9 protein-coding genes and 1 pseudogene are annotated in these 15882 nt (G+C 54.8%); 5 read left to right on the forward strand and 5 right to left on the reverse strand.

From position 1 onward, the window contains the following. Window positions 1-116: 116 nt before the first annotated feature. The 5 genes and pseudogenes from radA to QZ554_RS02285 all read left to right on the forward strand — a co-directional run bounded on the left by radA (window position 117) and on the right by QZ554_RS02285 (window position 11365). Window positions 117-1499: a DNA repair protein RadA gene (gene radA / locus QZ554_RS02265; protein ID WP_297194009.1), complete on the forward strand. Its 1383-nt coding sequence runs from the start codon at window positions 117-119 to the stop codon at window positions 1497-1499. Between the two features lie 817 nt (window positions 1500-2316). After that, a pseudogene (locus QZ554_RS02270) lies at window positions 2317-5495 on the forward strand (TonB-dependent receptor). 35 nt (window positions 5496-5530) lie between these two features. Next, window positions 5531-7438 carry a RagB/SusD family nutrient uptake outer membrane protein gene (locus tag QZ554_RS02275; RefSeq protein WP_297194011.1) on the forward strand — a complete coding sequence of 636 codons (1908 nt, stop codon included), beginning with the start codon at window positions 5531-5533 and terminating at the stop codon, window positions 7436-7438. An 18-nt stretch (window positions 7439-7456) separates the two neighbouring features. Next, window positions 7457-8374, forward strand: a complete 918-nt coding sequence (locus QZ554_RS02280) for a DUF4959 domain-containing protein (RefSeq protein ID WP_297194013.1) — start codon at window positions 7457-7459, stop codon at window positions 8372-8374. Window positions 8375-8473: 99 nt separating this feature from the next. After that, a complete protein-coding gene (locus QZ554_RS02285) occupies window positions 8474-11365 on the forward strand; it encodes a M60 family metallopeptidase (protein ID WP_297194015.1) in 2892 nt (963 codons plus the stop codon). Window positions 11366-11941: 576 nt separating this feature from the next. Here the strand turns inward: QZ554_RS02285 and QZ554_RS02290 are convergent. From QZ554_RS02290 to QZ554_RS02310, 5 genes are read right to left on the reverse strand one after another with little or no spacing between them, the layout of a single operon-like run. Further along, the gene (locus QZ554_RS02290; RefSeq protein WP_297194016.1) at window positions 11942-12718 is read right to left on the reverse strand and encodes a YaaA family protein; all 777 of its coding nucleotides are present in this window, start codon (window positions 12716-12718) and stop codon (window positions 11942-11944) included. A 27-nt stretch (window positions 12719-12745) separates the two neighbouring features. Beyond that, window positions 12746-13432: a tRNA (5-methylaminomethyl-2-thiouridine)(34)-methyltransferase MnmD gene (mnmD, locus tag QZ554_RS02295; protein WP_297194018.1), complete on the reverse strand. Its 687-nt coding sequence runs from the start codon at window positions 13430-13432 to the stop codon at window positions 12746-12748. Then, on the reverse strand, window positions 13429-13971 hold the full coding sequence (locus QZ554_RS02300) for an RNA methyltransferase (protein WP_297177128.1): 543 nt from the start codon (window positions 13969-13971) through the stop codon (window positions 13429-13431). The genes mnmD and QZ554_RS02300 overlap by 4 nt, the downstream gene beginning before the upstream one ends. Before the next feature lie 35 nt (window positions 13972-14006). Further along, window positions 14007-14627, reverse strand: coding sequence for a 16S rRNA (guanine(527)-N(7))-methyltransferase RsmG (gene rsmG / locus QZ554_RS02305; RefSeq protein WP_297194020.1), 621 nt, complete (start codon window positions 14625-14627; stop codon window positions 14007-14009). A 19-nt stretch (window positions 14628-14646) separates the two neighbouring features. Further along, a complete protein-coding gene (locus tag QZ554_RS02310; protein WP_297194022.1) occupies window positions 14647-15528 on the reverse strand; it encodes an RsiV family protein in 882 nt (293 codons plus the stop codon). Between the last annotated feature and the right edge of the window lie 354 nt (window positions 15529-15882).

Below are 15882 nucleotides of genomic sequence, written 5' to 3' on the forward strand. Positions count from 1 at the left end.
ATCTGTAGAGCTGGCTACCTAGGGTGATGAGCCCTCTGGGGGGCCAGCTCTACGGCTCAAGAGAGATAGGGGTACCACATACTCTAGCTACCTTTGTAGGAAAGAACAAGTATTTCATGGCAAAGAAAAAGACCATCTATCACTGCTCCGAGTGCGGAGCCCAGTACCCCAAGTGGCAGGGTTTCTGCTCGCAGTGTGGCGTATGGAACAGCATCGAGGAGGAAGAGATCGTCGTAGGGAAGAAGGAGACGAGCTCTACCTTCACCGCCGCCTCCATCACCAGCTCCCGCCCCATACGGATACAGGACATCGAGCGCAAGGAGGAGGCACGACTTGACCTAAGAGACCCCGAGCTGAATCGTGTGCTCGGAGGGGGACTCGTCGAGGGAGCCTTCGTCCTACTCGGCGGTGAGCCTGGGATCGGGAAGTCTACCCTGATCCTACAGACCGTCCTCAGCATACCCTACCGCACCCTCTACGTCTCAGGGGAGGAGAGCCTCTCCCAGCTGAAGATGCGTGCAGACCGCCTCGGCGGGACGAACGAGGAGTGTCTGATCTATGCAGAGACGAACCTAGAGAAGATCCTACATACCGCACTAGACGTACGCCCCGAGCTCGTCGTCATCGACTCCATACAGACGATACAGACCGAGCTTTCCGACACCTCTGCTGGGAGCGTCTCACAGATACGAGAGTGTGCAGGTGCCCTACTGAAGTACTGCAAGAGCGAGAACGTCCCCGTGATCCTCATCGGACATATCAACAAGGAGGGAAGCATCGCAGGGCCTAAGATCCTAGAGCATACAGTGGACGTCGTCCTACAGTTCGAGGGCGATAAGCACTATATGTATCGTATCCTACGAGGACAGAAGAACCGCTTCGGTAGTACTGCCGAGCTCGGCATCTATGAGATGCGACAGAGTGGACTACGCCCTGTGGAGAACCCCTCCGAGCATCTAATGAGCCACACAGGGCTGCAGCTAAGTGGTGTCGCCATCGCAGCTGCGATGGAGGGGGTGCGCCCCTTCCTCATCGAGACGCAGGCGCTGGTGAGCTCTGCCGTCTATGCTACCCCCCAACGCTCCGCTACGGGTTACGACACTCGGCGAATGAATATGCTGCTGGCTGTGCTGGAGAAGCGTGCTGGCTTCAAGCTTATCCAGAAGGACGTCTTCCTCAACATCGCTGGGGGTATCCGCCTCAACGACCCTGCCTCCGACCTAGCCGTGATCTCGGCCGTCCTCTCCTCGAGTCTAGACCTAGCCCTCCCGGAGGGGATCTGCCTCACAGGAGAGGTAGGGCTCTCCGGCGAAGTACGTCCCGTGAGTCGCATCGAGCAGCGCATCATGGAGGCCGAGCGTATCGGCTGTCGAGCTATGCTCCTGCCCGAGAGTAACCTAGCTGGGATCTCAGAGGACAAGGAGCGTAAGATCCGTCTCATCGGGGTGAAGACCGTCGAGGAGGCCTTCCGTGTGCTCTTCCGTGGCGAGGGGGGATAGACTAGAGGCTGAGTGTACCCTCGCCTAACATCCTCCTACTCCCCGAAAAGCGTGCTCCCCAAAGAGTAGGCACAGTGCCCCACCCCAGCATTGCTGCCCCCTGCGGATTGGCGATATAGCGGGATGAGGAAGGGGGGGAGAGAGGAGTGAGGAAGTCTTGCCCGACCTCCTAGCAGAGGATCCCACCACCGCACCACACTCCAGCTAGTCACCACACATAAGATCAAAAAGTTATCCCTCATCCTCCAAGGGCAAAGAGGATATAGAGTAGGGGCTGATCTCCACTGATGGAGATCAGCCCCTAGTTTTTTATAAAGAAGGTCGGCTTAAACACCCTACATCCTCAAAAGAGCGAAATAATAGGTCTAAGTCCACACAAAAAAATGCCTAAACCTAGACAGAGGATATACACAATTATTTTCAAGAAGTAGAGAAACAACTTAAATTCATCAGCAAAACACCAAAGAGAGAACATGGCATAAACACTATTTTCTTAATAAAGAATTTTACTATATACACCCCGTTATAAACCTATTCTACGATACGACTTTTTATATAACTTTGCCGCGTGGAACGCCAGGTAAGCATACCACAGGAGTTTATTTCTGAACATATTAGAACAAAGACTGCATCGATTCTACAACAGGTAGCTTTACAGCTCAACTCAGTAGCTCCCCTATGGGAATGCATGCTAGGTAGGCTCTGGACACCCACCACAACAAAAGACATAATTAATGTACATGCGTAACATAATCATGTAATACTAACGTATTTTATGGGAATACACTACAATGAAGACCGCCGACAGAAACACTCCATGCGTCGAAGCGTGTGCGTGTGCGTCTTGGCTGGTCTCTCGCTACCAACGCTCCTAGCAGCTAGTCCTGCAACAGAGCAGTCTCGTGTAGCCAAGGTGGAGACCTCCACCAACCTCAATGACCAGAGCTCAAAGAAGGTCAAGATCATTGGAGTCGTGACAGACTCTAAGACGGGCGAGCCCATCGTCGGGGCTGCAATCCGCCTCAAGGGCTCCACAACGGGGGCACTGACCGACGTGGAGGGGAACTTTGAGCTACAGGCTCATCCTGGCGATATTCTCCTTGTCTCCTCCATGGGATATACTTCCAAGGAAATTCGTGTCGGGAAGACCAACATCCTCTCCATCTCCCTCACCGAGGACGCTAAGATGCTCGACCAAGTCGTCGTCACCGCCTTCGGTACGGGACAGAAGAAGGAAACCATCACGGGTTCGATCCAGACGGTCCGCCCTATGGAGCTGAAGGTACCTGCAGCCAACCTCTCTACCGCCTTCGCTGGACGTCTAGCTGGGGTCATCTCCTACCAGCGTAGTGGGGAGCCAGGGAGCAACGGTGCAGACTTCTTCATCCGTGGTATCGCCACCATGAACGGCTCTGAGCCTCTGATTATCCTCGACGGTGTCCAGATCTCCAAGGCTGACCTGAATGCCCTCGACCCCGAAGTCATCGATAGCTTCTCTATCCTGAAGGATGCTACAGCCTCTGCCATGTATGGTACACGTGGGGCAAACGGTGTCCTGATCATCAAGACCAAGAGTGGAGCGGACCTAGAGCGTCCCGTCATCGGGGTACGTATCGAGAACTATATCAATACCCCCATACACGTACCTCAGACAGCTGGTGCTGAGACCTACATGCGCATGTACAATGAAGCCGTGAGGAACCAAGGCACAGGCGATGCACTCTACTCCGAAGACTACATCCGCAACACCCTCGCTGGCACTGATCCCTATCAGTATCCTAACGTGGACTGGTACAAGGAGGTCTTCAAGAGCATGACCTACAACCAGCGCGCCAACATGAATATCCGTGGGGGTACGTCGAAGATCACCTACTTCATGAACTTCAACGTCAGCCATGAGACAGGGATGCTCAAGGGACGAAGCAAGGACTTCTTCTCCTACAACAACGGGATTGACTACCTCAAGTATGCGTTCCAGAACAACGTAGACTTCCACCTCTCCCCAAGCGCAACGATCGCCCTACACCTAAACGCTCAGATCAACGACTACCATGGTCCTATCACAGCCAGTAATGGTGGTGGGGGTGTGAATGAGGTCTTTAACTCAATCATGGGTACCAACCCTGTGGCTAACCCCATCATGTTCCCACAGGGAGATGCACTCTGGTATCGCTGGGGGGATCTAAGATCGGCTCCTTCACTCCAGCTAACCCTGTAGCTATGGCAGCCTCTGGGTATAAGGACACCTTCGAGAGCACAGTGATCGCTAACATCGACTACTCTCAGAAGCTGGACTTCATCACCAAGGGACTTAGCTTCAAGGGACTCGTCTCCTTCAAGAACTGGAGCTTCAGTAACGCCTTCCGTTTCCAAGGATACAACTCCTACATGCTCGCCTCCCCAGCAAAGGATGCCAATGGGAATTATAACCTAACCTCCCTCGGTGGTGACCCCACGAAGCCCATCCTCGGTACGAACGGGAGCACCCAAGGGGATAGACGCTTCTACATCCAGGCTTATCTCAACTACGATCGTAGCTTCGGAGACCACAACGTAGCGGCTATGGTTCTCTATAACCAGGATGAAGTTACCATCAATAATCCCAGCTCTGACCTCATCGCCTCGCTTCCTCGCCGCCGTCAGGGATATGCCTTCCGTGCCTCCTACGACTATGCGCAGCGTTACCTGCTTGAGGTGAATGCTGGGTACAACGGCTCTGAGAACTTCGCCAAGGGACACCGCTGGGGTTTCTTCCCATCCGTCGCTGTGGGCTGGAACATCAGCAAGGAAGCTTTCTGGAAGCCTCTACAGAATGTAGTCTCTAACCTCAAGCTCCGTGGATCCTACGGGCTTGTCGGGAACGATAGAACTGTAGGTCAGCGCTTCATCTACCTCGAGGAAGTCGTCATCTCAGGTGATAAACATCGCCCCAACTTCTCTACGGGGTACGATGGTAGCTATGAGAACCGCCGTGGACCAGGCTTCACCCGCTATGCTAACCCCCAGATCACTTGGGAAATCGGTAAGAAGCTCAACGTCGGGCTTGACCTACAGCTTTTCAAGTCTCTTAACCTAACGGTGGATGCCTTCCAGGAAATCCGTAGCAACATCTTCCAGCAGAAGCAGACCATCCCCAACTACTTCGGTACAGCCGATGCTAAGATCTATGGTAACCTAGCTAAGGTAAAGAACTGGGGTCTGGATGCAGCTCTAGAGTACAACAAGCAGTTCAACAAGGACTGGACACTCCAGGCTCGTGGTACCTTCACCTTCGCTCGTAACCGTGTCCTCGAGTACGACGAAGCTGCGAACCTCCGCCCAGCACTGCGTAATGTAGGTAAGCCCCTCAACACAATATGGGGCTATGACGCTGAAGGCTACTATATCGACCAAGCAGACATCGATCACAACCCCAAGAGTACACTTGGCAACATCGCCATCGCTCCAGGGGACCTCAAGTACAAGGATCAGCCCGACAAGGATGGCAACTACGATGGCAAGATTGATGCCGACGACCGCGTCCCTATGGGCTTCCCCACTGTGCCTGAGATCAACTATGGTCTAGGCGCAACGATCAAGTACAAGCAGTTTGACTTCAACTTCAGCTTCCAGGGACAGGCTAATGTATCGCTGATGATGAGTGGTTTCCACCCCTTCGGTACACAGGTTCGACGCAACGTCCTGCAGTGGGTAGCTGATGACTACTGGAGCCAGAACAATCAGAATCCCAATGCTCGCTACCCCCGCCTAACGCTGCATGACAATAACAACAACCAGCAGGCATCCTCACACTGGCTACGCAATGCAGCCTTCCTGAAGCTACGTAACCTCGAGGTAGGGTATCAATTCAAGATGGCTCGTATCTATGCAAACGCAACGAACCTCCTAACCTTCTCCCCCTTCAAGCTCTGGGATCCAGAGATGGGTGGTGGCCGTGGGATGTCCTATCCTCTGCAGCGTACCTTCAACCTCGGGGTACAGCTCACCTTCAAGTAGTCGTCTATCACGCTGTATTATCATAGAAGAATCCGATGAACAGAATATATAAGCTAGCCCTCCTCTGTGGGGCTACTCTCCTACTCGGTAGCTCTTGCTCGAACTTCCTCGACATCGTCCCCGACGAGCGTCCCACGGAGAAGGACACCTACTCCGACCGTAACAAGGGGCTCGACTACCTCTACTCCTGCTATGCGTACCTTCCCAATCCTGGGGGGACGACAGGGAGTCTCGACCTGCTGACGGGTGATGAGGTAATTACCTCTTTCGAGCACGAATCCTTCGCCAGCTTCCCTAAGGGAAAGTACACGGCCTCTAACCCTGGTATTTCCTACTGGAACACCTTCTTCCAGGGGATCCGCCAGTGCTACATGTTCAATGATGTGATCGACAAGCTCCCTGACACCTCCAATGAGGAGAAGGCTGACTACAAGGCTCAGGTAAACTTCCTGCTGGCCTACTATCACTATCTCCTACTACGCTGTTACGGCCCAATCATTCTCGTCAAGGAACTTCCTAACGTGAACACTAAGGTCGAGGATTACGCTGCACGTACGAACTTCGATGAGTGTGTCAGCTGGATCGCAGCTAAGTTCGACGAAGCTGCTGCAGGCCTGCCTGCTACACGCAACGATGTGAAGAGCCGTGTCGGACTCGCTACGAGCACCGCTGCCAAGGGCTTCAAGGCTAAGCTCTATCTCTATGCCGCCTCTCCTCTCTTCAACGGAGGACAGCCAAGCCTCTTCGAGTCGCTCAAGGACAAGGATGGCAACCACCTAATGCCTATGACCTACGACCCTCAGAAGTGGGTACGTGCCAAGGATGCTATCAAGCAAGCAATCGACGCTGCCGAGGCTGCTGGCTATACCCTCTATATGAAGGATGACCTGTACAAGACTGAAAACAAGTATCCAGAGAATGGCATCGAGCGTCGCCTTCGCCTCAACATCCTAGACTGGGTGGGCAGCCCCAACCCCGAGGTGATCTTCGCAGACTCTCGTGGTGTCGGTCTATATGACTTCCAGGGCAAGTCCACACCTAAGGGTGTCGATGGTAGCGAATATGGCTACAATGGTGTCGGTCCTACGTGGGCTATGCTCAACCGCTTCTACACCAAGAACGGTCTCCCCTGGAATGAAGACCCAGAGACGATGAACCTAGACCCTCTAGAGGTCGTGACTGTAGACGCCGCTCATGCTGCACATGCTAAGGAGGGAGCGAAGACCATCAAGTTCAACCTCGAGCGTGAGCCTCGCTTCTATGCTTGGATTGGCTTCCAGGGGGGGTACTTCGAGATCCTCAACAAGGAGCCTAACAACCCCCTCTACCCCACGCCTAACTTCATGCCTGAGGCTGGTCGTGTCCTCCTAGACTTCATGAAGAATGGGAACCAAGGGAGAAAGAACCGTAACAACAACTACACTCCCAGTGGCTACCTGAACAAGAAGGGTACCTTCCCCAACCAGCTCATGGCTAAGAATGGTGTGACCGTCATCTCTCACCCCTGGCCTCTACTGCGCCTTGCGGACCTATACCTCTCCTACGCAGAGGCCTGCGTCGAGACGGGCGACCTAGCTGAGGCTAAGACCTACATCGATAAGATCCGTACGCGTGCTGGTATCCCCACTGTAGACGCTGCATGGGGCTCGATCGGGGTAACGCCTGACCAGGCTAAGCTCCGCCAGATCGTACGCCAGGAACGTCAGATCGAGCTCTACCTAGAGAACCAGAACTTCTGGGATATGCGTCGCTGGCTCCTCGCTAAGGATGCCTTCGGTCACAAGGCTAAGGGGCTCAACATCGAGGCTACGAGCATCGAGGAATTTGCTAAGCTCAAGGAAGTAGTCTTCGAGCGTGCGTTCTCCGATGCCAACTATCTCCTACCGATCCCCATCGCTGACATCAATAGGAACGGCAACCTCATCAACAACCCAGGTTACTAACCCATCATAGACGATAAGATGAACAAGATATTCATAGCCCTCATGCTTGGATCGCTTGCCCTAGTGTCTTCCTGTAAAAAGGAAGACCTAGGTGCCAAGCCCACAGACCTAGACCAAGCCTCTATCACAGCTGAGCCTGGGCCAGGATCTGTCCTACTGAAGTGGGCGATCCCTCAGGGTGCAGACTACCGCTATGTCCGTGTCTCCTACACGGACCCTGCGACCAATAAGCCCGCCATGCGTCTAGCGAGCGTTTACTCGGACACGCTACGTGTCGATGGTCTACTCGCCCGCTATGGCTCGATCGAGTTCAAGATCTGCCCCGTCGGACAGAAGGGTGCAGAAGGGACTACCCACACGATCTCTGCTCAGGCTAAGCCTCTGCCTAAGGTCACGAAGATCACAGACGCGCCAGCTGAGAAGCTCGTCCTCGCAGCGGGTGCAGACGACCTCTTCGTCAGTGACCCCGAGAAACGTGAAGGCCCCAAGGCAGACTTGATCGACAACAACAATGGAACCTTCTACCACGAGAACTGGAGCCAGGATTCAGGTCCACGGCGTCCTATGCCTCACTACATCGTGATGAAGCTCCCTAGAGCTGTCAAGGCATTCCACTTCTTCATGAAGGGGCGTAACAATGCCAACCGCTCTAACCCAGTGGAGATGGACATCTATACGAGTGATACCTTCAATGGCAACTTCGACCTGAAGGCTAACAATGCCGTCCTAGTGAAGGCCTTCACGGGTCTACCCGATGCTCAGGCTGCTGACTACAACTCTCCTGTGATGCTCGCCGATAAGGCTTACACGTACGTTTGGTTCCAGATCAAGAAGGTCTACAACAACCAATCTTACGCTGCCCTAGCTGAGCTTCACGTCTTTGCCCATAAGACTGAGGTCTATGATCCTGAGACAGGTGAGACGACCAACGAATAACGGCATTTGATAGATTACCTTCCAGAGAGGTCGAGTAGGGAGATAGATCCATTCTAGCTCTTGCTCGACCTCTCTATATTACAAGTAAACGCTGAACGAATGAAGACCTTTAGACTTCTTAGCCTGCTTTGTGCGGCTATCCTAGGGATAATCTTCGTCTCATGTAAAGCCGCCGATGACCCAAACAGAGGCAGGGGCGGTGGGACGAACAGCACTCAGACGAAGCTTCCCGACAACCTCGACTTCAAGAGCGAGTCCTCCTCGAAGACCATTCAGGTGGGAGACCTCCCACAGGGCTGGCGCGTACAGAGCAACCAAGCCTGGTGTAGCGCAAAGTCACAGGGCAAGACCCTCATCGTCGAGGTACAGACCAACGACGAGACCGAGATCCGTCAAGCCAAGCTCACCATCAGCTCCTCTGCTGGGGAGAAGCACATCACCGTACGCCAGCTAGGTACGGCTCCTGCTATCCTTGTCGACAAGCAGATCTTCACCCTACCTGCCTCTGGTGGTCCCATCGACTTCGTCATCACGACCAATACGCAGATCGAGGTAAAGCTCCCCGAGTGGGTCAAGGCTCCCTCCGAGCTAAAGGCCATGCGCAAGGAAAGCCATTCCTACGTAGCCCTCTCCCACACAGGCGAGAGCAATCGTGTCGCCAAGATCGAGATCGTACAGAAGGGTGTCGCTGATGCCTCCAAGGCTATCCGTGCCATCATCTCCCTCACACAGCTCGGTGCGAAGGACTATGTAGCAGGTAGCACCGAGAACCTAGCTGATGACGAACAGATCAAGGTAGTCAGCGGTCAGGCCTCCTCCTTCCAGCCCAATGGTGGTGAGATCGAAAAATCCTTCGATGGAGATATGGGTACGCTCTATCACTCCAACTGGACCAATACGGGCAAGGACTACTTCCCCATCACGCTGACTTACCACTTCGCCGAGGTATCAGAGGTAGACTATCTCGTCTACTATCCACGTACCAGCGGACAGAATGGTAACTTCAAGCAGGTCGATATCGAAGTATCGAAGGATGGAGTGAACTTCGAGAAGCTCGTCTCCAAGGACTTCGGAGGGAGCTCACTGCCCACACGAGTCATCTTCGATCGTCGCCTACAGGCCAAGAGCTTCCGCTTCATTGTACGTAGTGGAGTTGGCGATAGCGGACCAGGCTTCGCTGCTTGTGCCGAGATGATGTTCTTCAAGCGCAGCAGCAAGGTCTTCGACTACAAGACGCTCTTCGCAGACGACCTCTGCACCACCCTACGTCCCGATGTCACCGATGCCAAGATCGCTCAGTGCACCGATCCCTTCTTCCGCAACCTAGCCTTCTTCATCAAGCAAGGTAAGTACAATCAGGAGTTCCGTGTTGCCGAATTCAAGCCCTACCTTCACCCCAACGTGATGGCAGCCCGCAACAAGACCAACCCCTACTCGCTCCTAGATAACCCCACAGGTATATCGGTCAAGCAGGGTGAGGACCTCATCGTCTTCGTCGAGGACACCAAGGGCTTCGAAGGTCTAAGCCTACGTGTACAGAACCTCGACAAGCCCGGTGGTGATGGCTTCGGCGGTGAGTACTACCCACTCTACAAGGGTATGAACAAGATCAAGATGCGTGCCCCTGGTCTTGCCTATGTGATGTACCACACCATGGACGAGGCTAAGCTCCCTTCGCTACAGCCTATACGTATGCACTTCGCCACAGGTACCGTCAACGGCTACTACGACTCCCAAAATCCGAAGCTATCTGGTCGCTGGAAGGAGCTCCTGAACAAGGCTTCAGATAAGTACTTCGACGTCCTCGGTAAGTATGCTCACCTGACCTTCGAGACCGCTAACTTCCGCAACTATACTCCCGAGGGGCGAGACATCACTAATACCTACGACAGCATCGTACGCAACGAATGGGTACTCCACGGCTACTACAAGTACAACTGCAAGCCTCGGAACCGCATGTACCTGCACGTCATGTACCATGCCTATATGTACGCTACGTGGTACCACACGGCCTACGTAGTCAGCACGGCAGAGGCTATCCTAGACCCAGCTAAGATGCGTAACCCCAAGTCACAGGGTGCTGCTTGGGGACCTTCGCACGAGATCGGGCATATGAACCAGATCCGTCCGGGAGCCCTATGGCATGGGATGACAGAGTGTACGGTGAACATCCCCTCGGAGTACATCACGACCTACGTCTTCAAGCAGCCCTCTCGCCTGCAGGAGGAGCGTATGGGTGATGGCAACAACCGTTACTCGCTCGCCTTCTCGCACATCATCGCCGGGGAGACACCATTCTGCTCCGCAGGGAGTACGAACTCTAAGGATGGTGTCATGCAGGGGGTCGATGTCTTCAAGCAGCTCGTACCCTTCTGGCAGCTGGAGCTCTACTTCGGCAGGGTGCTCGGTCATAGCCCTCGTCTGAATGCGGATGCTGTCTCGGGTTTCTACCCCGACCTCTACGAATACTTCCGCAGGCATGACTCTCCAGGGACACCTGGTCTACAGCAGGCAGAGTTTGCCTATGCTGTATCCAAGGTGGCCGGGCGAGACCTCACCCGCTACTTCGAGCGATGGGGCTTCTTCCGTGCCGTGAATACGATCATTGATGACTATGGTAAGAAACCTTTCGTCCTCACCGAGGTGGAAGCAAACGCAGTGAAGAATCGTATCGCTGGCCTAGGCTTACCCAAGGATGACATCGCCCTAGAGTACATCACCGATGGTAATGCATATCTCTTCAAGGATAAGCCCAGCATTATCGAAGGAAGCAAGGCTAGCATCAATAGCCAGTCCGTAAAGATCAGTGGATGGAAGAATGTCGTTGCCTTCGAGGTGTACAACGCTCAGAATAAGCTCATCTTCGTCGCCGACGCTACCTATCCCAAGGAAGGGGAAGCGCACTTCTTCCTCGGCTCTTCTTGGGTCAAGGGTAATAGCATCAAGGCCGTCTCTGCAGGCAACGCACGTGTTGCCGTCCCCACAGAGTAGCCTTCTCCACTTGTGAGCCTTGGCACCCCCATCTAGGGGGTATCCCACTCACAGAATAGTAAGCAGTACGACACCCCTGCCCTATCTCGTATAGGGCAGGGGTGTCGCACATTCTGCCTCGACCCCTCCGCCCCATCATAGCCCTCATAGATATGTAGGCAGACGGTGTGGAGGCATAGAGTGGGAGATACGCACACTACGTCCCTACCTAGGAGCGAGTCACCCGTGCTCATCCCCTCACATAACACACTCTGTACTAGACTCCCCGAGCGAGCCAAAACGAGCATACCGAGTACGTCTCTACGCTCCTATAAAGAACGCCCTCATCACCTATGTAAGGTGATGAGGGCGTTCTTACCGAGAGCGCATGAGCGTTCTTTATAGGAGCGCAAGAGCGCTCTTACCTAGAGTGTGAGGGCATAACGGGATGCCCATCGTGAGAGGGATTGCGAGAGCTTGAGAGGCCCTCAGAGACAGACCTTATTAGACCTATTTGACCTATTTGACCCATTAGACCTATTAGCCCCGCCTGCCAGCCCTACCCACCAGCCTACCAGCCACCAGCCCTACTACCCTCTACTGCGGGAGGAGAAACGTCCAGTCCCGCTCGGTGGAGTGCTCGGGAGCGAAGCAGAAGCCCTCGGGACAACAGGCCTTGACCTCGTCCTCGGTGGTGAGTCCTCGGCGGATCACTTCGCCAGCGAGCGTCCCCCGAGCCATCTTGGTATAGACGACAATCTGCTTATGGCGACCATCGGGCTGTACGGTTAGGAAGGTCGGGGTGAGGACACGTAGCTGCCGCTCGACCTCTGCCCAATGGAAGAGCTGACGCATCTCCTCGCTCGCCAGATAGAGGAGCGTGCCTCCCTGTCGCTTGCCTTCCTCGATGAGTAGCGGGGTGAGGCGGTCTCGCCAGTAGTCAAAGAGACGCTCTCCCTCCCCACACAGGGGTAGGTGAATGCCCCCCTCCATCCGATAGGGACGTATCTGATCACTCGGTCTGAGCAGGCCATAGACGAAGGAGGTCATCCGAAGACGTTCGCCCGCCATCCGCCACTCCTCGGCAGTGAAGGTCTGCGCTGCTATCTTGCGGTAGACCATCCCCGAGTAAGCCAGCAGGGCAGGTCGCTCCGCTACCCCCTCGTCGAAGAAGGCTCTCTGCCGAGCGTAGACCTCGTCCCTTAGGCGAGGGCTTAGGGCAAGCGCCCGTCCCAGCTCTTGGGCTGAGAGGCGAAGGCTCTCGGCGATGATCTGATGTGCCTCCGAGAGGAAGCGGGGAGTGGAGGATGGAGCATCGGGACATAGCGACTTAGCTCCTGCGAAGGTCTTCGCCGGGGATATGAGGATAAGCATAAGATAGTCGGTGGATAAGGATGAGGATTACTTAGTGGCACGGAGCACCTCACGCTTGCCCGGAGGGCCTGCGAGGCGCTCCACGGCGAAGCCTGCACGCTGGAGGCGTCGGCGCACCTCCCCCTTAGCGCAGTAGGTGGTGAGCATTGCCCCAGGATGTGCGGCAGCGTATAGGCGCTGGAAGAGGACTTCGTCCCATAGCTCGGGCTGAGCCTCGGGCGAGAAGGCATCGTAGTAGATGACGTCTATCCCCTCGGAGGGTATATAGGTCGTGAGATCAGTGTGTACCTTGTGCAGGGTGAAGGTAGGGCTCAGTGGCACATCTTCGCCCCAAGGGCTGCTGTGAAGTAGTCGTAGGAGGGTGTCGCCCTGTGTCTCTGTGGATAAGTCATAGGAGAGACGACTGTAGACATCCTCCCCGATCGGGTATTTCTCTAGGGTCGTGTAGCGGATAGGCTGATGGAGCTCTTCGGCAAGGAGTGCCGTCAGCAGGGCATTGAGTCCCGTACCAAAGCCTACCTCCAGCACCTCTAGGACTCGCCCACTGCTCCGATCCCAGTCCTCCAGCCTACCCCGTAGCGCAAGCCCCGTGTAGATATGGCGACTCTCCTGCACGGCTCCGTGCGTCGAGTGGTAGTGCTCCCCGAAGGTCGGAGTGTACAGCGTCAAGCTCCCATCCTCGGTCTCGTGGAGCTCAGGGGGAAGGTACGTCATCGGCCGAGCAAGGGGAGAAGGGGCGAGACCATCTGCCAGAGGGCAATCCCAGTGGCGACACTGACATTCAGAGAGTGCTTCGTCCCATACTGGGGGATCTCCAGACATTGGTCTACCTCGGATACCACAGCTTCGCTCACCCCGTGCACCTCATTGCCTAGGACTAGAGCATAGCGCATCGCAGGATCAGGGACGAAGGTCTCTAGGCTTAGGCTATCGTGTACCTGCTCTAGCGCGAGCAAGTGATAGCCCTCAGCACGTAGAGCACGTAGTGCCTCTAGGATGGAGGGCTCGTAGTGCCAAGCGACACTCTCCTCCGCCCCGAGGGCAGTCTTATGAATATCTGGGTGTGGAGGGCGTGCCGTGATCCCACATAGAGTTAGCCCCTCGAGACGAAAGGCATCGGCAGTGCGGAAGATGGAGCCTAGGTTATTCATACTCCTCACATCCTCTAGCACGAGACGGATAGGGAGCTTATCGCTCCGCTGGAAGTCCTGGAGCGTGAGTCGCTCCATCTCGGTAATCGTACGCTTTTTCATCACGAAGTCTAAGGGGGGATACCTCGGCTCGTGGGCTAGAGGGGGAGGTAGATGACCTTCTTCGTCTTGAAGTATTCCTCCTCGAAGGTTGGGTAAAGATCTTGCACCTCGATGATCCGCTTGTAAGGGCGGATCTCCGCCTGTAGCTCCCCACCCTTGAGACAGATGAGCCCATTGGGCATCCCGTTACGGTGCTCATGATGGATCAGGCGCTGGGTGAAGCCGACGAGTTCGCCAAGCTGCATCACGGCACGACTGACGACGAAGTCAAAGGTCTCCCGTACATCCTCCCCTCGTCCATGTAGCGTACGGACATTCGTTAGCCCAAGAGCCTCTGCCACTGCCCCTGCGACCTTCACCTTCTTGCCAATACTATCGACCAGTAGGAATTCGCACTCGGGGAAAAGGATTGCCAAGGGGATCCCAGGGAAGCCCCCCCCCGTGCCAAAGTCGAGGATACGAGTGCCCGCCTTGAAGCGAATCATCTGCGTGATCCCGAGGGAATGCAGGACATGATGCTCATAGAGCCCGTCGATGTCTCGGCGGGAGATCACGTTGATCTTGGCATTCCAGTCACGGTAAAGGGCATCGAGCTGAGCGAACTGCTCGATCTGCCTTGGGCTTAGAGAGGGGAAGTACTTCTTGATTATATCCATCCGATCTATGTGGGTAGGGCTAGTGAGGGAGGTAATGGGAGAGAATAGAGCCGGGGCGAAGGATCGGCTGTAGGTCCTCGTAGGGGACGAAGATCGTGACCTGCCCGAGGGCATAGGGGCCTATCTCGTAGGGATTGTAAATATAGGTCAGCCCCTTCGGGCCAATGGAGCAGTTATCATTCGGTGTGAGGTCCACCGCTGAGATACCCTCCTTCTCCTCCAGCTCCTCGAGGGTCTTAACCTTGTAGCTGATGAGGAGTCTACGCTGTAGGATCTTGGTCAGCTGCGCCGCATAGTCCTCGACGAAGTAGTCACTCTCCCTGAGGAGGGTCTTCGTGCGACGGTCAATATTGTAGAAGCCCGTCCCATAGTTGCCATGCACAGCACCAGCATAGTACTCAGCCAGATCCTTGTGTACACTGATCACTAGGCTGTCGATATAGCCTATCTTGGTAGAGAGCCGTAGGTCACTCTTGAGCTCGTTGAGGTCCTCCTGAGACATCTCTTGGGAGTACTGATCTTGTATGGTGTACTCGCTACTCATATCTCGGATGTAGGTATCTACAGCTGCACGAGGGGAGAGGCTCGCATACTGATCTCCGAAGGCTATTCGAGAGAATAGACGCTCCAGCGTAGAGTCTCCAGCGAGGTAGCGGAAGACGATGTTCGCATAGAGCGAAGGGCCACTCTTCTTCTTTTGGTCTTCATAGTACGTACCCTCCACTACGATGGAGTCCAGGCTAACGAGACTCGTAAGGCTAGCTAGCCCTGTACTATCTCCTGCTGCACCCTCGGTAGAGTCAGATGAGTGCGACGAGCACGACGAGCATGAGGGGAGGGCTAAGAGCGTCAGACCCACCAGCGCAAGGAGCGTCGAGACCAAAGCTATTCGGTAGTTCATCCTATGTAGAAATTAAATAATGTTGTAAGGCAAAGATACCACCTTTCCCTAAAACACAGATGTTTCATTCTCCGCATCATACGCAGTGTACCCCTAGGGTATCCCTCTACGTATTTCCCCTGCTCACCCCTCCCCCTCCCCTATCTGTCCAGCGAAGCAGAGTCCCTCCAACCGAAGGCAAGTGGCCTCGAAAGCCCTAAGTACGCCCCTGCCCTAAGCACCAGAGCTGACGCATGAAATCACCATAGTGCGAGGGCAAGGTCGTCAAGGAGCATACGCAGAAGATACAAGTATCTATGTCCTAGTCTAGATATGCCAAGCGAATACCTCCTACCTAGGAGGGATGAGTATACA

The organism is uncultured Porphyromonas sp., assembly GCF_915070105.1.
In the GTDB taxonomy this organism is placed as follows: Bacteria; Bacteroidota; Bacteroidia; order Bacteroidales; family Porphyromonadaceae; genus Porphyromonas.